The sequence below is a fragment of the Micromonospora sp. CB01531 genome (assembly GCF_001905095.1).
Lineage (GTDB): Bacteria > Actinomycetota > Actinomycetes > Mycobacteriales > Micromonosporaceae > Micromonospora.
In genome coordinates, this window is the sequence record NZ_LWLS01000138.1 from 160,168 (window position 1) to 186,048 (window position 25,881).

The window sequence follows — 25,881 nt, forward strand, 5'->3', positions numbered from 1 at the left end:
TCGCGAGACTATCGGCCACGGCTCTGCCGCGGCGGGTGAGGACCGGAAGACGCGCCGCCCTGCCCTCCGCCCGAGGTGTCCGGGGTGCCGGCCCGGGGCAGTCCGTCGGGCGGGCTGACCGCGGCGACCACCACGGGGATCTCCCGGGTGGATGGCGGGTCGGACGGCTGGGCCAGCCGGTAGCCGTCCCGGCCTGCCGCCTTGGCCGCGTAGAGGGCATCGTCGGCGGCGTCGAGCACCTGCTGCCCGCCGGCGGCGTGGTCGGGGTAGACGGCGATGCCGATGGAGACGGTCACCGCCACCCGGACCGGCTCGCCGCCGTGCCCGTCCACCGGCACCGGCTGGTCCCGGACCACCGCGCCGAGCCGCTCGGCGACGATGGTCGCGCCCCGGGCGTCCGTCTCCGGCAGCAGCACCACGAACTCCTCGCCGCCCTGCCGAAACGCCAGGTCCACCTCGCGGATCTCGCCGCGTACCCGGCGGGCGAACTCCACCAGGACGGCGTCCCCGGCGGCGTGCCCCCAGGTGTCGTTGACGTCCTTGAACCGGTCCAGGTCGAGCGCGAGGACGCTGAGCATCCGGCCGAACCGGTTGGCCCGTTCCACCTCCCGCCGGATCGACTCGCGCAGGTAGCGGTAGTTCCACAACCCGGTGAGCGGGTCGGTCAGGGAGAGCCGCTGGGTCTCCTCGTGCACCCGGACGTTCTCCACCGCCACCGCCGCGTGGGCCGCAAAGGTCCGCAGGGTGACCAGATCGTCCTCGGCGAACTCCTCGGCCCCCAGCCGGTCGTACAGGGCCAGCACGCCGAGCGCGGCGGAACCCGCCGGAGCCGCGTCGTCGTCGGCCGGCGGGTGCCCGGGCCGGTCCGGGTCGCCGCGCCCGGCCAGCTCCGCCGCCCCGGGCGCGGCGAAGGGCACCGCGATGTACGTCTCGCAGGTCGGTTCCCCGGTCGGCGGGTCCGCCGGCTCCCACCGGCCACACAGCGGCTCCCCGGTCGCGGCCACCGTGCCGACCACCCCCGTGCCGGCCGGCACCCGCAGCGTCGCCGGGTCGGACCCGTCGTCGCCGGGCCGGCGCCCGTCCAGCCCCTCGACGCACTGGCCGACGAGCACGCCGTCGCCGTCGAGCAGCAGCACCGCACCGGCCCGGGCGCCGGTCGCGGCGATCGCGCTGTGCAGGATCACCCGCAGGATGCGTTGCAGGTCGTGGGTGCTGGCCAGGGTGTCGCCGAGCACCGCCAGGTGCCCGCGCAACTGGTCCCGGCTGCTGGTCAGGGCAGCCACATAGCTGCCGGTCTCCCGGGTCATCCGGTTGAACACGCCGGCCAGCCGCCCGATCTCGTCCCGGCTGCGTACCGGCACCCGGGCGGTCAGGTCGCCGTGCGCGACCCGGTCCACCGCGCCGGCCAGCTCCATCAGGGGCCGCGTGGTCACCCGGGCCAGCCGCCAGGCGGCCAGCACGGCCAGCAGGGCGGCCAGCACCACCGCGCCGACCAGGGCGACGTGCAGGCCCGGCGGGCGCTCCCCGGGCACCGAGAGCACCAGCGGCAGCGGCTGCCCCGGGGACGGGCCGACCCGGCGCACGTACCGCCCGTCGACGGTCTCCGTGACCCGGTCCCCGTCGACCGTGCGGGCGGCGGCGAGCACCGCGGCGCGTACCTCCCGGGTCTCGGTGGTGAGGGTGACCGGGTCGGTGCCGGCGGGATCGTCGAGGAGGGTGACCGCGACCCCGGTCACCGCGGCGAGCCGCGCGACGAAGGCCGGGTCGACGGGCTGCGCGGCGGTGACCGTGCCCAGGTCGGCGCCGGCCGGGTCACGGAGCTGGACCTCGGCGGCGAGGGCGCGGACCGAGCCGGCGGCGGGCGGCTCGCTGGAGCACTCCTGCCAGGGCCGCGCCGGACCGCCGGGGGTGGCGTAGCTGGTCGTGCCGGCGCTGTCGATGGTCAGCACGGCGGCGGCCAGGCCGCGGCCCACCACCTGGTCGGCCGCGCGGTGGCGGGCGGCGGGGTCGGTGACCAGCGCGACCGCGTCGGCCGCGGCGCGCAACTGCTGGCAGAGGGCGTCCACCGAGGTACGCACCCCGGCGGCGGCCAGGCCCAGCCGCTCGGCGGCGCGGCTGTCATCGACCGCTGCCATCGTGGCCCCGACGAAGAAGGCGCCGAGCAGGACGGGGCCGAGCACCACCGCGAGGAAGGCCGCCGTCAACCGCCCGCGTAGCGTCAAGCTTCCCCCCGGAAGTTCTGCGCCCCTTGCTGCGATGCTGACACAGAGCGACGGGGAGACAAGCGTTGCGTCAGGAGTGTTGCGTGCCGGAATTTACGGATGAAGTGGATGCGACGCATGCTGCGAAGCGAGAGCTGCGGGTCACCCTGCTCGCCCACCGCCGGTCACTACCGGCACCGGCCCGGGCGGCAGCGGCGGCGCGCGTCCAGGCCGAGCTGACCTCCCTGGTACGCCGGCTCCGCCCGGCCCGGATGACCGCCTACGTGCCGGTCGGCTCGGAGCCGGGCGGGAGCGATCTGCCGGCGGTGCTGCGCGCCGCGCTGCCGCCCAAGGCGGAACTGCTGCTCCCGGTGCTTCGCGACGACCTGGACCTGGACTGGGCCGGCTACACCGACCCGGGGTCGCTGCGGGCCGCCGGGCGGGGCCTGCGGGAGCCGGCCGGGCCCCGCCGCGGCCCGGACACGGTGGCCGAGGCCGCTCTGGTGATCGTCCCGGCCCTGGCAGTGGACCGCCGGGGGATCCGGCTAGGCCGGGGCGGCGGCTCATACGACCGGGCACTCGCCCGGGTGCCGGCGGACACCCTGACCGTGGCGCTGCTGCACGACGGCGAGCTGGTCGAGGCGCTGCCCGCGCAGCCGCACGACCGACCGGTCCGCGCCGTGATCACCCCCACCGACGGCCTGCGTACGCTGGCCCGGGCGACGGTTGTCTGACGGCACACTTCCGCTGGACGAATCCTCGCCGATGACGCACCATTGGCACTCGGAAGCGTCGAGTGCCAACCGACCGTGCCAAGATCCGGAGGAGAACGTGCCCACGTACCAGTACGCCTGCACCGCGTGCGGCCACCAGCTCGAGGCGGTGCAGTCCTTCTCTGACGAGCCGCTGACCGAGTGCCCGGCGTGTGAGGGGCAGCTGCGCAAGCTCTTCAACTCGGTCGGCATCGTGTTCAAGGGCTCCGGCTTCTACCGCACCGACTCGCGATCGTCGGGTTCCGACACCGGCACGAGCAGCACGAGCAAGCCGGCCACGTCCGAGTCGTCGTCCAGCAGCTCGACCAGCTCGTCGAGCACGTCGAGCACGTCGAACGGCTCGAGCAACGGCTCGTCCGCCAAGACCCCGGCCGCGAGCACCTCTTCTTCTTCCTCCTCCTGACCCGAGGCGCCGCCCTCCCGTGGGGCGTCGCGGGGCCCAAGATCCGCAAATTCCCCGAAAGAGTGGCGTTCCCGCGGGAATGGCCACTCTTTCGTGACTGGGCCGCCGGGGTGGGTGGTGGCTCGGCCGGGCGCTAGCAGAGCCGGGCGAGGTTCGGGGGTTATCCACCGGCGGGTGAGTTTTCCACAGGGCGGCCTGCGGAGACTGCCGCTGCGCACATCGGGTTCCTAGCGTCTCTGGTCAGCTTAGTGATCCTGAGTCGGATTGAGTTTCCGGGATCGTTTCCCACCGTGGTGGGGATGCATGGGCGTGCAGGTGAAATCCTGCGCCCAAGGCGGCTCCTCGTGGCCGGTGGCCGGTGGTGGGTGTGCTGATCGTGTTCACGACCTGGTGTCGGTGGGCTGCGCGGGGCAGCCGGGTCCGGTCCGTTGGTGCGTGTCCCTCCGGACGCTTTCCCGCTCGGCTTTGGGGCCGGGTGGGGGAGGGTGCCCTGCGTCGCCTGGGCGCGGGGCGTGTTGCCTTGTGCCGGGTAGGGCCGGTCTTCGACCGGTCCCCCCGACTGGTCCTGGTGATGACGGCTGTGGCTTCGACCTCGGCGACGACCGAGCGGATGACCATGTGCCCGCTGGTCTTGTCGATGACGGTCTTGCCCTGGTGGGTGAGGCCGCGGGCGGCGATCCGGCGCCAGGCGCCCTGGTCGCGGTCGCCCTGCCAGCCGCGGTGCGCTTGCGTGGATCGGCCGGCCAGGTCGCCAGGACCCCGGCGGTTACATCGGCACGCCACCCCGCCGAGCGAAGAGCACGCCCGGCCTGCTCCTGGACCATCCGCACGACCCGGTCATTGACCTTCACACCCACAGGGGCGGCGACGGTCCACCCCAGGCGCCGCAGCGCCATCCACGCGTGCGACGGAAGTTTCCGGCCGCCCGCGTCCTGCCCGGAGGCCAACACCTCCACATCCGCGGCGTTCCAATGCTCACCGACCAGAGCGCCCACCATGCCCGCCACCAGATCGGCACACCAACCGATCCGTTGCGCAAGCACCGCCGGGGACAGCACCTCACCGGCCGTCTCGTCCACACCCCCACGCACCAGAGTGCGGACACCCGCGGTCCGGGCAACCTCGCCATCGGCCAGCGGCAGCCTCCCACTCACCGGCCCACCGCCTCAACACCAATCCACGAGAACCGGCGCTCACGGTCGACCCAAGCCACCGGAATCCTCCCCGACCCAACCCAAAGACCAAGCGTCACCAGGTGAACACACCCAGACGCTTCACGACCTTTGAAAGCCGAAGAAATTCCACCTATATGATCACTAACGATTCCTAATCAAGTTGGTGAGCCTGCGGCAAGTTGGTGAGCCTGCGGCATCTGATCGGGTGTCGTGCGGGTGGGAGGGGCGCGGGTGGCGGCGGGCGAGGAATCACTGCAGCCGGTGCGCTGGCGCGGGCTGCCGCCCGGCAGGACCCTGCTCCGGGTGGCGCTGGTCGCGGTGCTGCTCGGCCTGGCCGCCGCCGTCCTCCAGACACCCGTTGGCTGTCCGCCCGGCAGCGCTCCGGCCGGCCCCACCCCGGCCGCGAGTCCCGCGAGCCCTGCCGCAAGGCCGTCGAGCGTGGCGCTGCCCCTGCCCAGCGGGTCGGTCGGCGTACCGGTCCGGCTGGCCGAGCCGGCCGCCCTCGCCGTGCTCCGCCCGGGTGCCCGGGTGGACCTGCTGGTCATACCGGCCGATGGAGCCGGCAGGGAGGCGACCCTCCTCGCGCCGCGGGCGCTGGTGCTCGACGTGGTCGGTGCCGGTTCGGTCGACGGCTCCTCCGCGCTCTACCTGGCGCTCCGGCCGGAGCAGGCGCAGCAGGCCGTCGGCGTGCCCGAAGGCAGCCGCTTCGCGGTGGTGGTACGCGGATGACGGCTCGGCAACCCGTGCCGGACGTCACGGCGCCGGTCCTCGAAGAGGCCGGTCAGCCCCAGTGCGGCGGCCGCTCGGCCAGCAGCCAGTCGTCGTTGCCGCTGGGCCGCTCGCCCCAGCCGCGGTCCGTGTCGTCGGTGGTCTGCTCGGGCAGCACCACGAAGTCGTCGCTGAGGTCGACCACGCGGTCGTCGTCGCCGCGCGCACCACGCATCCCGGGATCCTCCACGAGCAGCAAGGATACCGGCGAAATCGGCACGGCTCGACCAGCCCGCGCACCACCCGGGCGTGGCTCGCCCGTCGCGTCCGGCGGGCCGAGCGGCCGGGGCGTTGGTAGCGTCGGACGGCGTGACGACGCCGAGCGGTGGCAGCCCCGAGGACGAGTTCTGGCGACGCCCGACACCGGACCAGACAGTTGGCGAGGTCAACGGCGGTCAGTCCGGCGATCCGGCGTCGAGTTCCGGGCCGTCCGCCGGGGCGGGCACCCCCGAGTTGACCGGCGCGAGCCCGGACGGCAGTCCCTGGTCCGGCGCGTCGGCAAGTCCGTGGTCCAGGCCGGCCGCGACCGGCGAAACAGGCCCGGCGCCGGCCGGCAGCAGCGGCCAGCCCGGTGCGGGTGGCTGGCCCGCGAGCAACGCGGCGGCCGGCGGTTACCCGGGGCCGCCGCCGACCACCCCACCCCCACCCGGTTGGCGACCCCCGATGCACGTGCAGCCCGCGCCGCCCCGGCGGCTGCCTCCCCAGGACATGGCCGCCATGGATCAGGGGGAGCAGCAGGCCCAGCGGCTCACCTACGGCATCGGAGCGGTCGCCGGGGTCGTGCTGGTGATCCTCATGTGCCTGCTCTGCTCGCGGGTGATCTTCTGACCCGGCCGTCCGGTGTCAGTGAGCGTCCGGGAACTCGGCAGGGCGCATGGTCACAAGGCGATGAAGCACGGCGTGTAGTGGATCGATATGGAGCGAGCTCCTGGTAGATCGGCGGTTGTCTAGGCCAACCGTTCACCAGGAGCTCGCTGTGTCATTGTCGCCTGCGTGTGTCTGCTCGTCATGCCCAGCCCACCCGGTGGGCGTGTCAGCACCGCCAACCTGCGGGTTCTACCCGTCTTCGTCGCTGACCGACGCCCAGTGGGCGATCATCGAGCCATTGCTGCCCGCGCCGGGCAACACTGCCGGGCGGGGCGGGCGGCCGGAGAAACATCCTCGTCGCCTGGTGTTGGACGCGATCTTCTACCTGGTGCGGGGCGGGATCGCGTGGCGGCAACTGCCGGTCGGGTTCCCGCCACCGACCACCGTCTACGACCGGTTCCGCGCCTGGGCCAAGGCCGGTGTGTGGCAGGGCATCCATGACGCGCTACGCGACCTGGTCCGCCTCTACGAGGGCCGGGACCCGCAACCGACCGCCGCGATCATCGACTCCCAGTCGGTGCGTGCAGCGGACACCGTGCCCCGAGCCGGCCGAGGATACGACGCCGGCAAGAAGATCAACGGAACGAAACGGCACCTCGCCGTGGACACCGGCGGCCTGCTGCTGGCCGTGATCGTCACGATGGCCGGACTGCAAGACCGCGACGCCGCCCACCGACTACTGGCCGGACTCCGCGAACGCTTCACCACCATCGCCCTGGTCTGGGCCGACGCCGGATACGCCGGACGGCTGCTCGTCTGGGCCCGCAACGTCCTGCACCTGACCGTCCAGATCGTCAAACGCACCGAGCCGGGCTTCGTCGTCCTGCCCCGCCGGTGGGTGGTAGAGAGAACGTTCGCCTGGATCAGCAAGCATCGGCGCTGCGTACGCGACTACGAGACCAAGCCCGGCCACCACGAAGCCATGATCTACATCGCCATGATCATGACCATGTCACGCCGACTCGCCCGCACCGGCAACTGGTAACCCAAGTTCCCGGACGCTCACTCAGACCTGGCCGCTCCACACCAGTTGGGCACCGCTGTCGCCGGTCAGATAGACGTAGACCAGCGCGAACACGGACAGCACGAGCACGACACCGGTCACCAGCCAGCTGAGCCAGGAAGGCAGCCGGGCCGCCCAGGGGGTGTTCCAGGTCACCGCCAACAGCACCAGGGCCGCCACCGCGAGGCCCAGGGTGAACCAGAGCAGCGTGTCGCCGTACTCGGAATGCTCGCGGATCTTCTGGAGGAATTCCCCAGCCACGCCCCTCGTCCGCTGGACTTCCTCGAACGCCTCGCCCGATTCGGTGGCGAGGAAGGTCGCGATCGGGGCCACCACGGCGAGGGCCGCCACCGCCCACCCGAAGCGGGACCGCCACCGGGGCAACAGCCCGTAGGCGGAGGCCAGCAGCGCCAACAGCGGGACGAACACCACGACGGCGTGCACGATCAGGACGTGGCCCGGCAGACCGTTGATTTCCTTGAACACCGACACCTCCGGCAGTGGATGCGGCTTCCGCGGCAGCCAGCGTACGTCGGTCAAATGTGCGTGACGGAGCTGACGAACCGGTACACGCGCAACCCGTCCGACCGGTTCAGTCCACCCCGGCGGCGTCTCCGCCCGGCCTGTGGTCGCGGCCACCCCTACGAGACTTCACTTGTCGGCCGTCGGGGCCCGTGCTGTCATTGCTGCATGTCCAGCGGTGAGGAACTGCTCCGGTCGAAGGGCCTGCGGGTCACCCGACCGCGGCTCGCCGTGCTGGAGGTGCTCGCCGCCGGCGGTCACCTGGAGGTCGACGAGATCACCCGTCGGGTCCGCGAGCGGCTCGACTCGGTGTCCACCCAGGCGGTCTACGACGTGCTCGGCGCGCTCTCCCGCGCGGGGCTCTCCCGCCGGATCGAGCCGGCCGGCAGCCCGGCCCGGTACGAGGCCCGCGCCGGCGACAACCACCACCACGTGGTGTGCCGGGGCTGCGGCGAGATCGCCGACGTCGACTGCGCGACCGGCCTCGCGCCCTGCCTGGACCCGAGCCCCGCACACGGCTTCGAGGTGGACGAGGCGGAAGTGACCTTCTGGGGGCTCTGCCCCGCCTGCCAGGCCCGCCGCTCCGCCGACGACTGACAGAGACGCACCCTCGTCGGGCCGCCGCCCCTGTTGTTCGGCGACTGCGGCCCGGGACCGCGAGGGCGGCCCGGAGCGTGGCACTCTTGGGCGGTGGACTCGGATGACCTCGGCCTCTTCGGTCCCGGATCGGTCACGTGGAAGGTGCACGAGGAGCCGGTCCTGATCGTCGCCGGCCTGCGCTCGCTCTACCTCCAGGCGCTGCACCCCCGGGCGATGGCCGGGGTCGCCCAGAACAGCAACTACCGCACCGACGCGTGGGGCCGGCTGGTGCGTACCGCCACCTACGTGGCCACGACGATCTACGGCACCACCGACGAGGCGGAGGCCGCCGGCCGGCGGCTGCGTACGCTGCATGCCCGGATGCGAGCCACCGACCCGTTCACCGGGGAGGAGTTCCGGATCGACGACCCGGAGCTGCTGCGCTGGGTGCACGTCACCGAGGTCGAGTCGTTCGTCAGCACCGCCCGGCGGGCCGGGCTCGCCCTGACCGATGCCGAGATCGACGGCTACTACACCGAGCAGCGCCGGGCGGCGGCCCTGGTCGGGCTGGACCCGACCGACGTGCCGGGCACCGCCGCCGAGGTGGCCGACTACTACCGGCGGATCCGTGCCGACCTGCGGATGACCAGGGAGGCGGCGGAGACGGCCCTCTTCCTGACCGCCCCGCCGATCCCGTGGAAGCTCAGCCTGCCGGTGAAGCTCGGCCTGCATCTCGGACCGGCGCGCTGGGCGTACCTGGGGATCGCCGGCACCGCGATGGCGCTGCTGCCGGCGTGGGCCCGCCGGCTGTACGGCGGCCTGGGCCTGCCCACCACCGCGCTCTCGGCGGATCTCAGCGTCCGCGCGCTGCGGCTCGCCCTGGCGGCACTGCCGCGCCGCTACCGGGTGGGGCCGTTGCAGCAGGCCGCGAAGGAACGTGCCGCCCGCCTCGGCCTCGCCGCCTAGTTGTCCGGACCGGGGACGTTGGTTGCGAACGGCGCCCAGGTGATCTCCATCGTCGGCAACGGCAACGTCGCTGCGGGATCGAGCCTCACGAGGCCAACCGCTCACCTTCGTAGCGACCTGATCTTGCGAGTTCGACCCCGCCGGCCGACTGGTTGATCTCCGACCACACCGCATCGAGGGAAAGGCCGAGGACGTCGGCGATCGCAGCGATGGTTGGGAAGGCAGGGGTGGCTACGCGACCGGACTCGATCTTCCGAAGAGTCTCCGGCGAGACACCTGCGTCCAGCGCGGTGCCGAGCATCGAACGCTCTCCCCTGGCTCGACGCAGGAGGGCGCCGAGGCGCTGTCCGCGTTCGACCTCCGCGGGAGTGAGCGGCAACCTGACCATGGCCCCGATTCTAGTACCGGGATAATATGGCCGGGATATTTATTGGTTGCACGAGTGAAGGCGCCCCGTGATCGAGATCCTGAACCCCACCGAACTGCCCCGAGCCAGGGAGGCAGGCGCCCTGGTCGCCGGCATCTTGCAGACGCTGAGGAGTCGCTGTGAGGTCGGCACGAACCTCCGGGACATCAACCGGTGGGCCCAGGCCATGATCACCGAGGCCGGAGCGCAGTCCTGTTACGTCGACTACGAGCCGTCCTTCGGACGTGGGCCGTTCGGCCACTACATCTGCACGTCAGTCAACGACGCTGTGCTCCACGGACTGCCGTACGACTACCCGCTTGCCGACGGCGACCTGCTGACGCTCGACCTCGCCGTCTGCAAAGGCGGAGTTGTCGCTGACTCCGCCATCAGCTTCATCGTGGGCGACTCGAACCCCCCGGAGAGCGTTGCGATGATCAGCGCGACCGAACGCGCATTGAGCGCAGGGATTGCCGCGGCCGGCCCAGGGGCTCGCATCGGTGACATCTCCCATGCCATCGGCTCGGTCCTCAGCGAGGCGGGATACCGGATCAACACCGAGTTTGGCGGTCATGGCGTCGGATCGACGATGCACCAGGACCCGCACGTCCCGAACACGGGGCGGCCAGGTCGCGGATACCGGCTGCGCCCTGGGCTGTTGCTGGCATTGGAGCCCTGGGTCATGGCGGACACCGCCGAGCTCGTCACCGATGCCGATGGCTGGACACTCCGAAGCGCGACAGGCTGCCGGACAGCGCACAGTGAGCACACCATCGTCATCACCAACGACGGAGCCGAAGTTCTCACCTTGCCGAAGCAGGCGCAACCGTGAGGTGACCGCCCTCCGCGTCCCCCGCGCCCAGCAATTCATCACCCGTCGCTGGAGTGGCGGTCCATGGCCGCCCAGGGGTCCTTGCCCGGGGTCTGCGCGCCGGCTGGGCAGGTGCGCCGGTAGTCGCACCAGCCGCAGCGGGGCCCCGGGGTGGCCGGGAACTCCTCGTCGGCGTCGGCGCCGTCGGCGACCGCCCGCTCGGCGGCCATGATGTCCCGGGCGGCCTCCTCGGCCCGGGTCAGCTGCCGCTGCAGCGACTCGGGCGTGTGCTCGTGCGCGGCGACCGTGCCGGTGGGCAGGTGGTGCAGCTCGACCCGGTGGCACGGCCGGCGGAACACCCGCTCGGCCGCGTACGCGTAGAGGGCCAGGGCCTGCGAGCCGCGGGCGTCGTCGGCGTCCAGCCCGGTGCGGCCGGTCTTGTAGTCGACGATGACCAGCTCGGGTCGCCCGTCGGGGCCGGGACGCGAGTCGATCCGGTCGGCGCGGCCGTTGAGCGCGAGCACGGCGGTCTTCACGGCGACGACCCGCTCCACCCCGACGGGCTCGTCAGCCGGGTCGAGGCCGGCGATGTACGACTCCAGCCAGGCCAACGCCCGGCGGAACGCGTCCCGCTCCTGCTCCTCGTCGCGGTAGCCCTCGCGCACCCAGGTGCCCTTGAGCAGGGTGGCCAGCACCTCGGGGCGGCGGCGGTCCGGCGCGAGCGCGTACCAGTTCTTCAGGGCGGTGTGGACGCTGGCGCCCAGCGAGTTGTGCGCCCACGGCGGCCCCTTGGGCGGCGCGGGCCGGTCGACGTACGCGTAGCGGTAGCGCCGGGGACAGTCCACATACGCCCCGAGCTTGCTGGGGGTGCAGACGAAGAGCCGCTCCGGCATGCCCTCGAAGCCGAGCTGCTCGGCCTGCTCGGCGCGGGGCCGGGGCGGGTGGCCACCGGTCGGTCGTCCGGTCGGGGAGGGTCGTCGCACGCCTGCGATCCTGCCATCCCGGTACGACAAGCCCGCCGCCGGCGGCCCGGGGACGCAGCCGGCAGCAAGGCGCCGGGGGTCAGCCCGTGGTGATGAAGTGGGTCACGAATGCGGCGATCGCGTCAGCGATGAGCTGCACCGCGATGGCGGCCAGCAGCAGGCCGGCGATCCGGGTGAGCACCTCGATGCCACCCGGCCGCAGGATCTTGACGATCACGCCGGAGAAGCGCAGCGCCAACCAGACCGTGACCATCACCGCGACGATCGCGAGGGCGATCGCGAGGTAGTCGGTGGGCCCGCCGGCCCGCTGCACGAAGAGCATGGTGGCGACGATGGCGCCCGGTCCGGCCAGCAGCGGGGTGCCCAGCGGAACCAGGGCGATATTGGACGTGGCCGGCTGGCTCGGGTCGTCGGCCTTGCCGGTCAGCAGCTCCAACGCGACCAGCACCAGCAGCAGCCCGCCGGCGGCCTGCAACGCCGGCAGGGAGACGTGCAGGTAGGCCAGGAGTGTCTGCCCGGCCACGGCGAACACCACGATCACCCCGAGCGCCAGCGCCACGGCCTGCCAGGCGGCCCGGTTCCGGTCCCGGGCGGCGAGCGGGCCGGTGAGCGCCAGGAAGATCGGCAACATGCCGGGCGGGTCGACGATCACCAGCAGGGTCACGAAGACCTCGCCAAAGAGCTTGAGATCCACGCGGACACGGTAGCCGCGCCGCCCGGAGGCTTCAGCCTGAAGCGATCGGGGTCACTCCGGTGGCAGCGGCCACGATCCGCTCGTACGCCTCGGGACCGGTGGTGTGCGCGCCGAGCCGGACCGTCTTGTGCGTCCCGTGGAAGTCCGACGACCCGGTGACCAGCAGGCCCAGCTCGGCGGCGAGCCCGCGGACGTGGGCGCGCTCGGCCGGCGTGTGGTCCTCGTGGTCGGCCTCCAGGCCGGCCAGTCCGACCGCGGCCAGCTCCGCGACCAGCTCGTCCGGCACGATCCGGCCGCGCCGGCTCGCCCGGGGGTGGGCGAAGACCGGCACCCCGCCGGCCGCCCGGACCATCGCCACCGCCCGGAACACGTCGATGTCCTCCTTGGGCAGCCGGTACCGCTCCCCCAACCAGTCCGGCCCGAACGCCTCGCTGGTGGTGGCGACCAGCCCGGCCCGGATCAGCGCCTGGGCGATGTGCGGTCGGCCGACGGACCCGCCGGCCGCGCCGGCCAGAATCTCCCGCCAGCTCACGTTGATCCCGTCGGCCTGCAGCAGCCGGACGATCCGCTCGCCGCGCTCCTCCCGGGCGCGCCGGACCCGGGCCAGCTCCGCGACCAGTTCCGGCTCCGCCGGGTCGAAGAGGTACGCGAGCAGGTGCAGCGGGAGCGCCGGCTCGACGCCGTGCCAGCGGCAGGAGAGCTCCGCGCCCCGCACCAGGGTGAGCCCGGACGGCAGCGCGCGAGCCGCGGCTTCCCAGCCGGCCGTGGTGTCGTGGTCGGTGATCGCCACGACGTCGAGACCGGCCTCGGCGGCGGCCCGGACCAGCTCGGCGGGGCTGAGGGTGCCGTCGCTGGCGGTGGAGTGCGCGTGCAGGTCGATCCGGGCGGCCGAGGTCACCCCGCCGACGCTACCGCCCGACCACGCCGCCCGCCGCCGTGGGCGGCACGCCGGGTCAGGGGCGGGTGTCGGCCACCACCACCGGGCGCTCGCCCGCGCCGACCCCGTCGACCGGCAACCCGGTGGGGCGCTCGCCGGCCAGCACCCGGTCCGGTCGTACCCGGACCAGTTGGCCGGTGGCGTCGACGTGCAGGGCCACCCCGGCACGGCTCCACGCCACCGCACCGGCCACCGCCGGCCCGGCCGGGCGGCCCGACACAGCCGCGCCCAGGGTGTTCAGGTCGACCAGGAGGGCGTTCTTCCGCGTGCCGTTCACCAGCAGCCACCGCCCGTCGGCGGAGACCCCGCCGAGGCCGTCGGTGGCGAGTGCCGGCCCGCAGCCGGTGCGGACGGTGCTGAGGGCGCGGGCCGGGTCGAGCAGGGCCAGGCAGGGGCGTCGGGGCGTACCGGCGGAGACCTGCCCGACCACCCGGCCGTCGGGCAGCGCGCCGTAGACGTTCAGCACGTCCCGGTTCGCGGCGCCCGGCACGCCGCCGGCCGCCCGGCGCCAGACGCTGAATCCGCCCGTGCCGGGCTGCCGGATGAGGACCGCGTCGCCGGCGAAGCCGACCGGCACCGCCCCGTCCGGGGCCGCCGCCCCGGTGGTCGCGACGAGCTGGCCACCGACCAGGCCGGCGGCGCGGAGTTCGGCACCGTCGCGCCAGGCCACCTGCCGCCCGTCCACCGCGACCGCGACGGCGTCCGCGCCGGCCAGCAGCACCTGCGGAGGGCTGCCGTTGGGCGGCAACCACCAGAGGGTTCGGCCGGCCGCGGTGGCCGCCGAGGTGATCAGCCAGCCGCCGTAGTCGGGGACGCGCTGCGCCCGTTCGATCGGGCCCGCGCCGGTCAGCTCGCGGCGCTCGCCCCCGCTGGTGTGCAGCCAGGAGCCGATGAGCAGGTCCAGTTCGGCGCGGACCGGATCCGGCGGGGCCGGCGCGACGGTGGACGCGGTCGAAAGCGGGGAGGGCGTGAAGCCGCGCGGGTCGCCGAGCACCACGGTGGGGGTGGTCCCCTGGCCGGCCGGCCCGCCGAGCTGTGCCATGCCGGTGGTGACCAGCACCGTGGCCATCCCGGCCAGGGCGAGGCCGGTCAGCGCGCGGCGCCGGCCGGTCCGGCGGGCCCGCCGGATGGCCAACCCGGCCGGATCGGCGGCGAGCGGGCGCGGCGTCTCGGCGCGACGGGTGAACGTCTCCCGCAGCGCCCGCTCCAGCTCGTCCTCGCTCACGGGGAATGAACGCTCCAGGCCGCCCGTCCGGTTGTCGCAGGAGTTCGGCGTACTGCTCATGACTTTTCCTCGCCGCGCTGGGGAGCGCCGTGCGGCACCACCGCGCTGAGCCTGATGGATCGCTCGCTCATCGGGTCTCCACCGGGACGGTGGCGGCACGGCGGACGGCGGCCGGGCCGCCGGAGAGCGGCGCCGGCCGGACCACCGGCGGGTGGCTGGCCGCCGGTGGTTCGACCGGCGACGGCTGCACCGGCGCGGCGGCGGTACGCGGCGCGGGCCGGGCCGGTGCCTCCGCCGGCTCGGCGGGCAGGCCCAGGGCCGCCTCGGAGCCCAGCCGGCGGCGCAGGGTGTTCAACGCGCGGGAGGTCTGGCTCTTCACGGTGCCCGGCGAGATCTCCAGCAGTGCGGCGGTCTGCGCCTCGGACATGTCCTCGTAGAAGCGCAGCACCAACACAGCCCGCTGCCGGGCCGGCAGCGCCTGGAGGTGTCGCCAGAGCGCGTCCCGGTCGAGCTGCTGCTCGATCTCGTCGACCCCGGCCCGTTCGGGCAGCACCTCGGTCGGGCGCTCACCGTGCCACCGGCGCCGCCACCAGCTCGTCGAGGTGTTGACCATGACCCGGCGGGCGTACGGCTCGATGGCCTCGATCCCGCCGAGCCGCTTCCAGGCCAGGTACGTCTTGGTCAGCGCGGTCTGGAGCAGGTCCTCGGCCGTCGCCCAGTCCCCGGTCAGCAGGTACGCGGTGCGCAGCAGAGCGCCGGAGCGGGCCGCGACGAACTCGCGGAACTCCTCCTCCAGCGGATCCCTGCTCGCCACGCTCACCTCCGCGCCCCGTCCTGCCTCGCAGGTTGCCACGTGCCGGGGTGTCAGGTCGACGGCAAAAGGTGTGCAGTTCATCCGATGTTCGGACGAAAACTTTCAGGCGCCGTCGTCGGCCTTGGCCTCGTCCGCCTCCTTGCCCAACCGGGCCTCGACGGCCTGCGGCTCGTACATCTCCTCGACGACGCGCAGGTAGAGCTCGTTCGGGTTGGGCAGGCTCTTGATCTCACGAAGCGCCTGCTCCTGGCCAGCCGACTCCAGCACGAAGGTGCCGTAGTTGAGCGCCCGGCCGGCCGGGGACTGCTCATACTTCATGTCGGTCACCCGGACCAGCGGCATCATCGCCACCCGCCGGGTGACGATGCCGTCCACCACCATCACCCGTTTGTTGGTCAGGATGAAGCGGTTGTACCACCATTCGGCGACCTGCCAGGCGACCCAGCCGATCACGAGGAACCAGAGCAGCACGGCGACGGTGGTCAGCGCGCCGGTCTGCCGCCCGGCGAGGAAGCCGGAGAGGTAGCCGAGGATGAAGGTGGCCAGGATGCCGATGATCAGCGGCTTGGCGATGTAGACCCAGTGCCGCTTCCACTCGCCCCGGAACCGCTCGGTGGGGAACAGGTAGCGCGCGGCCAGCGGGCTCGGCTCGTCCTCCAGCGGCAGCACCCGGCGGGGTGCCCCGCCGGAGGCGTCGCCGCGCAGGCCGGCCAGCTCCTCCTCGCTGATCGGGGGCGGCTGGTAGCCACCCTCGGGGTCGCGGATCCAGGCGCGGCCGGAGCGGCCTTCGCCGGCGTAGCCGGGGCCGTCACCGAAGGCGACGCCCTCCGAAAGGGAGGGGCCCTCGCCGTAGCCGGCCCCCGCGGCGAAGCCGGGACCGTCGTCGGGGTCGATTCGGGGGATGGGCTCGGTGTCGTGTTCCCGGCGCTCCCGATCGGGGTCGTCGGGGTCGAAGGGCGGACCGGAGGGGTTTCCCATCGGTGGCTAGGCGACCAGGCTGGTGAAGAAGTCGCCGAAGCCCTGGGCGATGTCCATGATGCCGCCGCCGAGGGACTTGAAGACGTCGGCGGCGGAGTTCGGCCGGTAGGCAACAAAGAAGATCAAGAATGCGATGCCGGCCCAGGTGAGGACCTTCTTGACCATGGCGGGCCATCCTCTCGCGCGGCGCCGGGTTTACCGCAGTGGCACCCAGAGTATCAGTATGGTGTCGTACAGTGAATATCTGCGTACGTTCCCCGACCCGTCCGTGCTGGCCGGTCAGGCCCGCCCGTGCAGGTACGGGGATGGTGCGCCGTACACGAGTTCGGGCGGAGTCCACTCGGTGAGGTCGCGCAGCACGACTTCTTCCGCGAGGAGGTGACCCGCACTCGCCGGCCAGGCTATCGCATGCAGCCACATTCCCCGAGCCTCGCCGGCGTACGCACTTCGATCCGTGGGGGAATTCACGAGCCACAGTGGAGTGGGGTGGCCGCCCACCCGGATCTTGGCGTGCGGCACGCGTTCGGGGTGGCCCGGGCCGGGGTCCGTGAGTGCCTCCGCGACCTGCGGCCCCGGATCAGGCCCAGGCAGCCCGGCGAAGCGGGACCCGAGCCCGACGCCCGGCTCCTCGGCCACGAAGAGCAGGTCGGCCGGTCCACCGTCGAGGGGAGCCGGTCCGGCACAGGCCACCGCCGTGGCACGCACCCCACTCCGGTCGTCCCCCGCCCAGGCCACCCCGGTCAACGTCCACCCGGCCGGCAGCGGCCACGGGCACCACAGCGGCACCCCCCGCCGGTCGGTCGACTCACCGTCGGCGGCCACCCGCTCCACCACGCTGGTCAGGATCCCGGCGCCGATGTGCTCGGGAACGTGCAGCGGCGGCACGGGACCGCAGCGCAAGCACCGGGACTCACCGTGCATCAGGTCCGGCTCCCGGACCGGGCCCGCGCACCTCGGACAACTCACCGCGACACTCACGTTCCCACCGTCACCCCAGGGCGGCGGGGCGTCAAGCGGAGCGGCGGGATCCGGGAAACCGGTCAGTCCGGCGGCGGCCCGGCGTATGAGCGGATCCACGCGTGCATGGCGATGCCGCTGGCCACTCCGGCGTTGATCGACCGGGTCGAGCCGTACTGGGCGATGGAGAAGAGCTGGTCGCAGGCGGCACGGGCGACGTCGGACAGCCCCGGCCCCTCCTGGCCGAAGAGGAGGACGCAGCGACGCGGCAGGGTGCTGGTCTCCAGCGGCTTCGAGCCGGGCAGGTTGTCGATGCCGACCACCGGCAGGCGCTGCGCCGCCGCCCACCCGACGAACTCGTCGATCGTCGAGTGGTGCCGGACGTGCTGGTAGCGGTCGGTCACCATGGCCCCGCGCCGGTTCCACCGCCGCCGCCCGACGATGTGCACCTCGGCGGCGAGGAAGGCGTTGGCGTTGCGGACCACCGTGCCGATGTTGAAGTCGTGCTGCCAGTTCTCGATGGCCACGTGGAAGTCGTGCCGGCGCCGGTCCAGGTCGGCCACCACGGCCTCCCGCCGCCAGTAGCGGTAGCGGTCCACCACGTTGCGCCGGTCGCCCTCGGCGACCAGCTCCGGATCGTACCGCGGGTCCTCCGGCGGGTCGCCGGGCCACGGCCCCACACCCACGTCGAGCTGGTCGTCGGTCACGGTTTCCAGAGCGTACGGCCCGGACCGGCCGCGCCGCCGGTGACCCCGGTCAGCGCAGGTCGAGCGCGCCGGCGAGCCGGTCGAGGAAGCGCCGGTCGGCGGGACTCGCCCCGGCGTCCCCGGCCCGGCAGACCCGGGCCGCGACGGACTCCACCCACTGCCGGTAGGCCGCCCCGTCGGCGGGATCGGCGCGCCGCCGGAGCACCCGGACCGCGGCCCGGCAGGCGGCGAGCAGGTCGACCAGGTCGGTGAGGCGTTCGTCGCGGTCGGCGGCGCCGTCGTGGCGCGCGTAGATCGCGGAGACCACGGCCCGGACCAGGTCACTGTCGAAGGCCCGGCCGGCGGCCACGGCGTCCAGGCCGGCGAGCCCGGCGGCGACCCCGCGCGGCGGGCGTCCGGGCCCGGGCGAGGCGGCGGCGACGAGGACCCGACCCGGCAGGTCGGTCAACAGGTCCCACTCCGCCGTGGAGTAGACGGCGGTGGTCAGGATTCGCGCGCTGCGCTCGCTCATCGGGGGACCTCCGGCGCCAGCATAAGCCCCGGAACGGGAAAAGGACCCCTTCCCCACGGATCGGAAAGGGGTCCTTCGCCGTACGTCGGCAGGTCAGCGCGGCTCGGGGAAGCTGGGCCGCTCCGGATCGACGCCCTCGGGCACGGCGGCGGCCGCGTACTCCTTCTTCGGGACCATGACCTTGCGGCGGAAGACGCAGACCAGGGTGCCGTCCTGGTTGTAGCCCCGGGTCTCCACCGCGACCACGCCGCGGTCCGGCTTCGAGGAGGACTCCCGCTTGTCCAGCACCGTGGTCTCGCCGTAGATGGTGTCGCCGTGGAAGGTCGGGGCGACGTGCCGCAGCGACTCGATCTCCAGGTTGGCGATCGCCTTGCCGCTGACGTCCGGCACCGACATGCCCAGCAGCAGCGAGTAGATGTAGTTGCCGACCACCACGTTCCGCTTGAACTGGGTCGCCGACTCCGCGTAGTGGGCGTCCAGGTGCAGCGGATGGTGGTTCATGGTGAGCAGGCAGAAGAGGTGGTCGTCGTATTCGGTGACCGTCTTGCCCGGCCAGTGCCGGTAGACCGCACCGACCTCGAACTCCTCGTAGTAGCGGCCGAACTGCATCCTTGTCCCCTTCGACGGGCGGCGATGGAGTTCGGCACAGCATGCCTTACCGCTTGTTAAGGCGGCGACAGGGGCGCTGGCGGCGAAGTAATGTCACACCGGGACCACCCGGGGGGAGACGCAATGAGCGGCGGGGCCCTCCCCGGCACCCGCCGCCCACGCTCTGATGCCCAAGATTCTGCCGTACGGCAATGCCGCGCCGACAGAGACCGCCGTCACATTTACCTTTTTGTAACAACACCGTGCGTGACCGACGTACGCTCCGGAAGCGATCTCTGCACGTCGGATAGCTCCTTGTCAAGCGGCAAATTGCTGATTCGCGCGGCCCGATCGTGTCGATCTCTTTGGAAGCGCTCCCATTACGCGTGGTCACGCAAGTGCGACGTGCACTTGCGATCCGCACGGCCGATGGAAGAGATTGGGTTCGTTATCCCCAGGGTCACCGAGGCACTGCGCTGCGTTTCGTCGCGTACGTCACGGGAATGGAAGGACGTCCGCCCTGGTTCCACCGGACGTAGGCAATCCGCGCTGATCGGAGAGTGCAATGGCAACGGTTGAGCTGACCACAGCCAACTTCGACGAGGTGACCGAGAGCGACGGCATCGTCCTGCTCGACTTCTGGGCAGACTGGTGCGGTCCGTGCAAGCGCTTCGCCCCCGTCTACGAGCGCTCGTCCGACACGCACCCGGACATCGTCTTCGGCAAGGTCGACACCGAGGCGCAGCCGGAACTCGGCGCCAAGTTCAACATCCGCTCGATCCCCACGGTGATGGCGATCAAGGACGGCGTGATCGTCTACGCCCAGCCGGGCGCGCTGCCGGAGTCCGCCCTGGAGAACCTGATCGAGCAGGTCGAGAAGCTGGACATGGACGAGGTTCGCAAGCAGATGGCCGAGCACAAGCACTGACCCACCGCTGACTCCGGTGAGGGCCGGGTCCCGGAACGGGGGCCCGGCCCTCGCCGTCTCGCGGCACCCGGCGCGGGTACGACAGGCAGCGACACGGCCAGCGAGGACTGGACGACGGACGGAGGCCCCGGAAGGGTCCCGATCCCGTATCGTGACCAGCCGATGGAGACCTTGACCACCCGCGGGCGCGCCGTCCGGCTGGGCGCCACCGTGCTCGGGTTGGCGCTGCTCCTCGCCGGCACCGTTCGGGGCACCGACGACGACTTCCCATTCGGGCCGTTCCGGATGTACTCCACCTCCGACCCGCCGGACGCACCCGCGCCGGACACCCGGGTCGAGGGGGTCGACCGCACCGGCGCGCTGGTTTCGCTCGGCCAGGACGCCACGGGCATCCGCCGCGCCGAGATCGAGGGCCAGCAGGATCGCTACGCCGCCGACCCGAGCCTGCTGCGCCGGGTCGCCGACGCGTACGCCGAGCGGCACCCGGCCGCCCCCGCCGTGGTCGAAGTCCGCATCGTGATCCGCTGGTACGACATCCAGGGCGGCCGCCCGACCGGCCGCTGGACCGACCAGACCGCCGTCCGCTGGCAGGCCAACCCGTGACCCGCTGGCTGACCGAGGCGGTCCCGCGCGGCCGGATCGCCGCCTTCCGGACCCTCGTCTACCTCTTCGTCGCCGCCGACCTGGTCGTCTTCACCCCCTGGGTACGCACGCGGGTCGACGTGCCCGGCGACCTCTACCAGCCGCTGCTGCTCGGCCGGCTGCTCCCGCTGCCCACCCCCACCCCGGCCCTGGTCGGCGTGATCTTCTGGGTGCTGCTGGTGGGCTCCCTGCTCGCCGCGACCGGGCGGGCGCCGCGACTACTCGGCTGGACGGTCTTCGCCCTCTATTTCGAGTGGATGATCGTGGCGATGAGCTACGGCAAGGTCGACCACGACCGGTTCGGGCTCCTCGTCGCGCTGGCCGCCCTGCCCACCGCCGGCCGGGCCCGGCACGGCGACCCCACGCGTACCCAGGCGGGCGGCTGGGCGCTACGGGTCACCCAGATCGCGGTGATCTGCACGTACTTCCTGGCCGCCTGGGCCAAGTTCCGCTTCGGCGGCCTCGACTGGGCGACCGGCTCGGTACTGGCCCGGGCGATCATCCGACGCGGCACCGACCTGGCCGACCTGATCGCCCAGGTGCCGCACCTGCTGATCGTCGCCCAGTTCGGCATCCTCGCCTTCGAGCTGCTCAGCCCGCTGGTCTTCGTGCTGCCGGAGCGGTGGCGGCTGGCCGTGGTCGGCTTCTTCTACTCGTTCCACCTGGTGACCATCGCGACGATCACCATCTCGTTCGCGCCGCACCTGGTGGCGATGACCAGCTTCCTGCCGCTGGAGCGGGTCCGACCGGTCAGCCTGCTGCGCCGCCGGCGGTCACCGGCCTCCCTCGGCCAACTCGGCGATCATCCCCTCGCAGCTGCGGACGACGACCTGAGCGCCGCGCCGCTGGCCCAGTCGTAGCAGCGGGTCCTCCGCGCGTTTCCGCCACCGCCACTGTGCCTCGGCGGCAACCTCCCAGAGCCGCTGCACGGTCGCGTCGTGCTCCACGCCGAGCCGGGCCGCCAGCCCGACCCCGTCGCCGCCGACCAGCCGCTGCGCCTCGGCCGCCAGCTCGGTGTCGAAGCCGAGCCGGTTGGTGCGCAGCGTGGCCAGCAGGCGCAGCTCACGGAACTCGTGCGCCCCGGCGAGGATCTGCTCGACCCGGCCGAGCAGCTCGTCCGCGCCCCGGACGGGCTCGGCCCGCAGCAGCGCCTCCACGGCGGCCAGCGCCGAACGCGCCTTGAGCGTGTCCCGGCGGTCGATGAGGGAGCGGGCCATCGACTCGCGCAGCTCGGTCAGGCCGCTCCGCCGGATCAGCTCGGCGGAGAGCTTCGCCCGACTGTCGCAGCCGGTACGGACCAGCGTGGTGGCCAGCCGGAGCCCGAAGAGCCCGAGCCGGTCCAGCAGCGCGGCGCGTACCCCCGGGTCCAGCCGGATCGGCAGCTCGCCGCGGACGAAGCGGTCGGCGGAGAGCAGGTGCGGGTCCAGCTCCGGACGAGCCACCCGGGCCAGCCCCGCGAGCACGGCGTAGTCCGACTCGCTGAGGATCCGACCGGCCAGGCCGAGCAGGCCGCTGCACGGCACGACCTGCACACAGAGCGCGTTCACTCGCGGGTCGCGCTGCTGCCGCCGGGCGAGCTGGCGGGCGGTGAGCAGCCCGTCGATCCGCCCGCCGCCGGTCTCGTCCACCCGGGACAGCACCATCACGACGTTCACGGCGGCGGCCTGCCCGACGGCACTCTCCCGGCTGGTCTCCAGCGCCCGCAGGTCGCTCTCGCGGCCGTCGCGGGTCAGGTACAGCACCGCGTCCGCGTCCCGCAGCACGCGCTCCATCACCGGCGCCCGGCCCTGCTCGTCGAGGCCGGTGGCCGGCGTGTCGATCAGCGTCACCTGGCGCAGGGTCCGGGTCGGCCACTGCACCACGATGTCCCGCAGCTCGCCCGCCCGCCAGCCGACGAGGTCGACCCGCATCCCGGTGGCCGACTTGGCGATCGCCAGCTCCTGCGGCGGATGGCTGGTCGAGTACGCGGTGGCGCTCGGCTGCGGTCCGTCCTCGTACCAGGTGAAGACGGTGCTGCCGTCCACCCCGTCGACCGGCGCGACCTCCTCGCCCATGATCGCGTTCAGCAGCGTCGACTTGCCGGACCGCCACGGGCCGACGACCGCGATCCGCAGCGGTTCCTCCAGCCGGGCCAGCTGGTGCCGGAGATGGTCGACCGCCCGCCGGTCGTCACCGTAGAGCTGGAGGGCCTGGTTCAGCAGCCCCCACACCGCCTCGTCCAACCGCAGCCCGACGGTCATGCCCGGGGCCCCAGCGACGCCGGGGCGGGCCGCCCGCCGGTCAACTGCTGGGCCTGTTCGAAGAGCGTGGCCAGCCGGGTCATCTTCAGCCGGATCTCGCGCTGCCGCTGGTCGCGGGCGGCCGCGTCGGTATCGGCGGCCTGCTTGGCGCTGCGGAACGACCGGATGATGGCCTCCTGCAGCTCCTCGGTGAGCGCGCTGAAGTGGTCCCGCAGCATCCGCTGCACCTGCCGGGCACCGTCCCGGCGCTCCTTGGTCACCCGGACGAAGAAGTCGTCGACGTGCCGCTGGATCGCCGTCTTGACGGTCGCCTGGCGGCGGCGGAGCAGCTGTCGACTCTCGTCGTGGATGCTCTTGCCACCGAACAGCGCACCGACGCCGATCGAGAGCGGATTGATCATGGGCATCCCGGCCAGCGTCGTCGCGAGACCGACCATCAGCAGGCCGCCGTACGAGCCGCGCATGCCGGTGATCAGCTTCTGGCTCGGGGTGAAGCGGTCGATCTGCGGCCGTTCGATCTCCGGCAGCCGGTCAGCGAGGTCCGGTGGTGTCGCCAGGGACCACGGCGGCAGCACGTCACCGCCGTACCGGGCGAAGGTGTCGGCCACCCGGCGGGCGGCCCAGTCGCAGCGCTGGACCAGCCACTCGTGGTTCGCCTCCGCCGCCTCCACCAGGCTGCGCTCCAGCCACTCCTGGAAGGCGTCCCAGCCGACCAGCGGGTCGGCCTCGTCGAACGCCTCCTCGACCTGGCGCAGGACCTGCCGGGTCCGGTCGCGCAGGTCGTACTCGATGTCGGAGAGCAGGTCGGCCATCTCGTCGGCGAGCGTGTTCTGCCACCTCATCGAGCAGCGACGCAGCTCGTCGACCTCGCGCTGGGCCGCGTGCAGCCGGGAGATCGGACCGGACTGCTCCTCGGCCTCCTGGCTCGCCAACTCGGCCCGCAGCGGCGCGGCGAGCTGCTCCACCACGGTCCGGGCGACCACGCCGACCGCGGTCCGGGCCAGGCGGTCGGACTTGCCGGCAAGGTCACGCTGCAACCGGGCGATCAGCACGGGGAAGCCGGACTCGGCATTGAGCTCCCGGTCGTCGACGACGGCCGCACGCAGCCGCAGGACCGCCGAGACCGGGATGACCGGCGCCGGCACACCCGCGTCGGCCAGGTGCTGCCGGTTGCGCTCGGCGACCGCGCGCCAGTCCGGCACGAGATCGGTCTTCGTCTGCACCACCACCACGTTCGGGTGCGACCGGGCCAGGTGCAGCAGCATGGTCAGCTCGCCGGCCGAGAGTTCCCGGGTGGAATCGGAGACCAGCAGGACGGTGTCCGCCCAGGCCGGCGCGGCGGTCGGGCCGGCCGCGCCGAGCGCGGCGACCTCGTCGGTGCCCGGCGTGTCCACCAGCACCAGTCCGGTGCCGAGCAGGGCCCGGGGCAGTCCGATCTCGACATGCGCGGGACCGCCGCCGGCCCGGCGGCCAAGCGTGCCGGCAACCCCCGCGGCGGCCTTGTCCAGCGGTACCGGGATCCGCTCGGTGGTCACCGGGACCGCGCCGCCGGCGGACCGACCCGGGGTCGCCAGCGGGGCCTGGACCACGGCAGCCGACGGCACCTCGGCGTGCTGCACCACGGTCGGCAGCACGGTGGTGCGGCCGTCGCCGACCGGGCAGGCCGGCGCGTTGATGATCGCGTTGATCAGCTGGCTCTTGCCCTGGTGCGACTCGCCGATGATGAGCACCCGCAACCTGGGGTCCAGCAGTTGGACCCGCTTCTGCCGCACCGTCTGGAGCAGGTCACCTCGCCCGTGTGCGCTGCACGTACGGGCGATCTCGTCGAGCACGTCCAGCCAGATCGCCGCGATCACCGCACCAAGTGTGCTGATTTCGGCTCAATTATCAAGAGGGGCCCGAACCAGCACAGGAGCGGAAGGCCGGCCAGCCGGCCTTCCGCTCCTGCTCGGGAGCCCTGCGTCAGAGCAGACCGCCCAGCAGACCGCCGTCGGAGGAGGCGTGCACGTCGCCGTGGACGGTGGCGCTACCGTGGGCCCCGGCGTCGCCGGTCACCCCGGCGGTGAGGCCGCCGACCGTGCCGGAAACCCCGTTGACCGTGCCGGTCACGCCGGACAGCGTGCCGTTCACCTGCTGCGTGACGCCGTCCACAGTGGTCGGCACGTGGACCGGCGGGACGACCCCGCCCGCGCCGTCACCGAGGCCGAGCCCGCCCAGGGTGTGGTCGACGCCGAGCGAACCGACCACGCCGTTGACCTGGGCCTGGGTGCCGGAGAGGACGCCCAGGTCACCGCCGAGCACGCCGTCGCCGGACAGCACACCGGTGCCGGTGGCGGTGCCGAGCGGGTCGCCCGCCGTACCGGCGAGGTCCCCGACGACCGGGTCGACGGCGGTGTTCACCGCGCCCACCACGTCGGAGTCGAGAGTGTGCGCGACGTCGTGCGCCCCGGTCAGGTCGGTCGCGAGGCCGCCCGGCCCGATACCCAGTCCGATCCCCGGCAGCACGGCCGCCCCGGCGTACAGGCCGGCCGGGTCGACCGCGATGGCGCCCAGCGCACCGGCCGAGACGTCCACCCCGGCGTACGTGCTGTTGACGCTGATCTGCTGCGGCGCGGCCGCGAGCTGGCCGACCACGTCGGTGGCGTCGCTCGCCAGCGGGTCGAGCCCGAGCTGCCCGGCCACCGGGGCCAGCGGGGCGAGCCCCGCCCCGGGGGCGGCGTAGTCGACCACCAGCGGCACCACGTCCTGCACGTCGGCGGCGGTGACGTCGGTGAGCCCCGCGGCCTGCAGCGCACCCTCCGGGTCGAGGTCGAAGGCCGACCGGGCGTCCGGGTCGGTGAGCAGGTTGAGCACGAAGTCGTGCAGCGTCTGGGACGAATCCACCGACTGCTGCGAGTTGACGTGCAGGCTCTGTTGCGAATCCATGGGGGAGTTCTCCTCGAACGTAGCGTCAGCACCGTCGTGCTTCGACAGTGACGCTATGAGCGGGGGCCGCTGTGGTCATCGGGGAGCGACCCGAAACCGACCGGGAGCGGATTAGGGCCTTCCCCCCCTCGTTCGTTAGGGGGAGAGGGGGAGCCGGGCCGGCCAGAGTTAGGGTACCGGGACGGAAGCGATCTCTGGTACGAAAGTAGGAGCCCACGGGCTCCCCGGGGGTGGGTCGCCACGGTGCCGACACCGTCGCCAGGGCCACTCACGGTGGA

Annotated in this window: 29 protein-coding genes and 1 pseudogene; 11 read left to right on the top strand and 19 right to left on the bottom strand. The window is 72.9% G+C overall.

What is annotated here, in order from left to right; translation table 11 throughout:
* Positions 1 to 8: 8 nt before the first annotated feature.
* Positions 9 to 2,222 carry a GGDEF domain-containing protein gene (locus A6A27_RS40850; protein WP_198940670.1) on the bottom strand — a complete coding sequence of 738 codons (2,214 nt, stop codon included), beginning with the start codon at positions 2,220 to 2,222 and terminating at the stop codon, positions 9 to 11.
* A gap of 83 nt (positions 2,223 to 2,305) precedes the next feature.
* On the opposite strand from A6A27_RS40850, the gene A6A27_RS40855 reads away from it, so the two are divergent.
* Positions 2,306 to 2,935 carry a 5-formyltetrahydrofolate cyclo-ligase gene (locus A6A27_RS40855; RefSeq protein WP_073840005.1) on the top strand — a complete coding sequence of 210 codons (630 nt, stop codon included), beginning with the start codon at positions 2,306 to 2,308 and terminating at the stop codon, positions 2,933 to 2,935.
* Positions 2,936 to 2,966: 31 nt separating this feature from the next.
* Positions 2,967 to 3,173: pseudogene (locus A6A27_RS46710) on the top strand (FmdB family zinc ribbon protein); the annotation flags it as partial.
* A gap of 14 nt (positions 3,174 to 3,187) precedes the next feature.
* Here the strand turns inward: A6A27_RS46710 and A6A27_RS46715 are convergent.
* The gene (locus A6A27_RS46715) at positions 3,188 to 3,355 is read right to left on the bottom strand and encodes a hypothetical protein (protein WP_241825713.1); all 168 of its coding nucleotides are present in this window, start codon (positions 3,353 to 3,355) and stop codon (positions 3,188 to 3,190) included.
* Between the two features lie 1,407 nt (positions 3,356 to 4,762).
* Between A6A27_RS46715 and A6A27_RS40870 the strand changes: the two genes are divergently transcribed.
* Positions 4,763 to 5,281, top strand: coding sequence for a flagellar biosynthesis protein FlgA (locus A6A27_RS40870; protein ID WP_338013339.1), 519 nt, complete (start codon positions 4,763 to 4,765; stop codon positions 5,279 to 5,281).
* A gap of 52 nt (positions 5,282 to 5,333) precedes the next feature.
* Here the strand turns inward: A6A27_RS40870 and A6A27_RS44025 are convergent, their stop codons facing one another.
* Positions 5,334 to 5,516: a hypothetical protein gene (locus tag A6A27_RS44025; RefSeq protein WP_143194448.1), complete on the bottom strand. Its 183-nt coding sequence runs from the start codon at positions 5,514 to 5,516 to the stop codon at positions 5,334 to 5,336.
* A gap of 113 nt (positions 5,517 to 5,629) precedes the next feature.
* Between A6A27_RS44025 and A6A27_RS40875 the strand changes: the two genes are divergently transcribed.
* Positions 5,630 to 6,148 (top strand): hypothetical protein, encoded by a 519-nt coding sequence (locus A6A27_RS40875; RefSeq protein ID WP_143194441.1) that lies wholly within the window; start codon positions 5,630 to 5,632, stop codon positions 6,146 to 6,148.
* Between the two features lie 202 nt (positions 6,149 to 6,350).
* Positions 6,351 to 7,172, top strand: a complete 822-nt coding sequence (locus A6A27_RS40880) for an IS5 family transposase (RefSeq protein WP_073840008.1) — start codon at positions 6,351 to 6,353, stop codon at positions 7,170 to 7,172.
* A 21-nt stretch (positions 7,173 to 7,193) separates the two neighbouring features.
* On the opposite strand, the gene A6A27_RS40885 is transcribed toward A6A27_RS40880, so the two are convergent.
* A complete protein-coding gene (locus A6A27_RS40885) occupies positions 7,194 to 7,676 on the bottom strand; it encodes a DUF2231 domain-containing protein (RefSeq protein WP_073840095.1) in 483 nt (160 codons plus the stop codon).
* A gap of 204 nt (positions 7,677 to 7,880) precedes the next feature.
* Between A6A27_RS40885 and A6A27_RS40890 the strand changes: the two genes are divergently transcribed.
* Together A6A27_RS40890 and A6A27_RS40895 are read left to right on the top strand one after the other, a co-directional pair.
* Positions 7,881 to 8,309, top strand: a complete 429-nt coding sequence (locus tag A6A27_RS40890) for a Fur family transcriptional regulator (protein ID WP_073840009.1) — start codon at positions 7,881 to 7,883, stop codon at positions 8,307 to 8,309.
* Positions 8,310 to 8,402: 93 nt separating this feature from the next.
* Positions 8,403 to 9,257, top strand: a complete 855-nt coding sequence (locus A6A27_RS40895) for an oxygenase MpaB family protein (RefSeq protein WP_073840010.1) — start codon at positions 8,403 to 8,405, stop codon at positions 9,255 to 9,257.
* Positions 9,258 to 9,342: 85 nt separating this feature from the next.
* Here A6A27_RS40895 and A6A27_RS40900 read toward each other — a convergent pair whose 3' ends face one another.
* Positions 9,343 to 9,645 (bottom strand): helix-turn-helix transcriptional regulator, encoded by a 303-nt coding sequence (locus A6A27_RS40900; protein WP_073840011.1) that lies wholly within the window; start codon positions 9,643 to 9,645, stop codon positions 9,343 to 9,345.
* A gap of 67 nt (positions 9,646 to 9,712) precedes the next feature.
* Here A6A27_RS40900 and map point away from each other — a divergent pair, with 67 nt between their 5' ends.
* Entirely contained in the window at positions 9,713 to 10,495 is a 783-nt protein-coding gene (gene map / locus A6A27_RS40905; RefSeq protein ID WP_073840012.1) for a type I methionyl aminopeptidase, read from the top strand.
* 38 nt (positions 10,496 to 10,533) lie between these two features.
* Here map and A6A27_RS40910 read toward each other — a convergent pair whose 3' ends face one another.
* The 11 genes from A6A27_RS40910 to A6A27_RS40955 form a co-directional block, all read right to left on the bottom strand.
* Positions 10,534 to 11,367, bottom strand: a complete 834-nt coding sequence (locus tag A6A27_RS40910; protein ID WP_241825711.1) for a RecB family exonuclease — start codon at positions 11,365 to 11,367, stop codon at positions 10,534 to 10,536.
* Between the two features lie 169 nt (positions 11,368 to 11,536).
* Positions 11,537 to 12,151, bottom strand: coding sequence for a MarC family protein (locus A6A27_RS40915; RefSeq protein ID WP_073840014.1), 615 nt, complete (start codon positions 12,149 to 12,151; stop codon positions 11,537 to 11,539).
* Between the two features lie 31 nt (positions 12,152 to 12,182).
* Complete coding sequence (locus A6A27_RS40920) at positions 12,183 to 13,049, bottom strand: PHP domain-containing protein (RefSeq protein ID WP_073840015.1); 867 nt, start codon at positions 13,047 to 13,049, stop codon at positions 12,183 to 12,185.
* 55 nt (positions 13,050 to 13,104) lie between these two features.
* Positions 13,105 to 14,373 (bottom strand): hypothetical protein, encoded by a 1,269-nt coding sequence (locus A6A27_RS40925; protein ID WP_073840016.1) that lies wholly within the window; start codon positions 14,371 to 14,373, stop codon positions 13,105 to 13,107.
* Between the two features lie 67 nt (positions 14,374 to 14,440).
* The gene (locus tag A6A27_RS40930; protein WP_073840096.1) at positions 14,441 to 15,127 is read right to left on the bottom strand and encodes a SigE family RNA polymerase sigma factor; all 687 of its coding nucleotides are present in this window, start codon (positions 15,125 to 15,127) and stop codon (positions 14,441 to 14,443) included.
* A 102-nt stretch (positions 15,128 to 15,229) separates the two neighbouring features.
* Positions 15,230 to 16,105 carry a PH domain-containing protein gene (locus A6A27_RS40935; protein WP_073840017.1) on the bottom strand — a complete coding sequence of 292 codons (876 nt, stop codon included), beginning with the start codon at positions 16,103 to 16,105 and terminating at the stop codon, positions 15,230 to 15,232.
* A 6-nt stretch (positions 16,106 to 16,111) separates the two neighbouring features.
* Positions 16,112 to 16,270, bottom strand: coding sequence for a hypothetical protein (locus tag A6A27_RS45485; RefSeq protein ID WP_007455302.1), 159 nt, complete (start codon positions 16,268 to 16,270; stop codon positions 16,112 to 16,114).
* A gap of 114 nt (positions 16,271 to 16,384) precedes the next feature.
* On the bottom strand, positions 16,385 to 17,083 hold the full coding sequence (locus tag A6A27_RS40940; protein WP_338013340.1) for a DUF6758 family protein: 699 nt from the start codon (positions 17,081 to 17,083) through the stop codon (positions 16,385 to 16,387).
* 62 nt (positions 17,084 to 17,145) lie between these two features.
* Entirely contained in the window at positions 17,146 to 17,769 is a 624-nt protein-coding gene (locus A6A27_RS40945; protein ID WP_073840019.1) for a TrmH family RNA methyltransferase, read from the bottom strand.
* A gap of 49 nt (positions 17,770 to 17,818) precedes the next feature.
* A complete protein-coding gene (locus A6A27_RS40950; RefSeq protein WP_073840020.1) occupies positions 17,819 to 18,280 on the bottom strand; it encodes a hypothetical protein in 462 nt (153 codons plus the stop codon).
* A 93-nt stretch (positions 18,281 to 18,373) separates the two neighbouring features.
* On the bottom strand, positions 18,374 to 18,889 hold the full coding sequence (locus A6A27_RS40955) for a MaoC family dehydratase (protein WP_073840021.1): 516 nt from the start codon (positions 18,887 to 18,889) through the stop codon (positions 18,374 to 18,376).
* Between the two features lie 544 nt (positions 18,890 to 19,433).
* Here A6A27_RS40955 and trxA point away from each other — a divergent pair.
* The 3 genes from trxA (at position 19,434) to A6A27_RS40970 (ending at position 21,298) form a co-directional block, all read left to right on the top strand.
* Entirely contained in the window at positions 19,434 to 19,796 is a 363-nt protein-coding gene (gene trxA, locus A6A27_RS40960; RefSeq protein ID WP_073840022.1) for a thioredoxin, read from the top strand.
* A 162-nt stretch (positions 19,797 to 19,958) separates the two neighbouring features.
* Positions 19,959 to 20,399, top strand: a complete 441-nt coding sequence (locus A6A27_RS40965; RefSeq protein WP_073840023.1) for a hypothetical protein — start codon at positions 19,959 to 19,961, stop codon at positions 20,397 to 20,399.
* Positions 20,396 to 21,298, top strand: a complete 903-nt coding sequence (locus A6A27_RS40970) for an MFS transporter permease (RefSeq protein WP_241825703.1) — start codon at positions 20,396 to 20,398, stop codon at positions 21,296 to 21,298. Before A6A27_RS40965 ends, A6A27_RS40970 begins: the two co-directional genes overlap by 4 nt.
* Here the strand turns inward: A6A27_RS40970 and A6A27_RS40975 are convergent.
* The 3 genes from A6A27_RS40975 to A6A27_RS40985 form a co-directional block, all read right to left on the bottom strand.
* Positions 21,212 to 22,678, bottom strand: coding sequence for a dynamin family protein (locus A6A27_RS40975; RefSeq protein WP_073840025.1), 1,467 nt, complete (start codon positions 22,676 to 22,678; stop codon positions 21,212 to 21,214). The genes A6A27_RS40970 and A6A27_RS40975 overlap by 87 nt on opposite strands.
* Positions 22,675 to 24,534 (bottom strand): dynamin family protein, encoded by a 1,860-nt coding sequence (locus A6A27_RS40980; RefSeq protein ID WP_073840026.1) that lies wholly within the window; start codon positions 24,532 to 24,534, stop codon positions 22,675 to 22,677. The genes A6A27_RS40975 and A6A27_RS40980 overlap by 4 nt, the downstream gene beginning before the upstream one ends.
* Before the next feature lie 106 nt (positions 24,535 to 24,640).
* Complete coding sequence (locus A6A27_RS40985; protein ID WP_073840027.1) at positions 24,641 to 25,603, bottom strand: IniB N-terminal domain-containing protein; 963 nt, start codon at positions 25,601 to 25,603, stop codon at positions 24,641 to 24,643.
* Between the last annotated feature and the right edge of the window lie 278 nt (positions 25,604 to 25,881).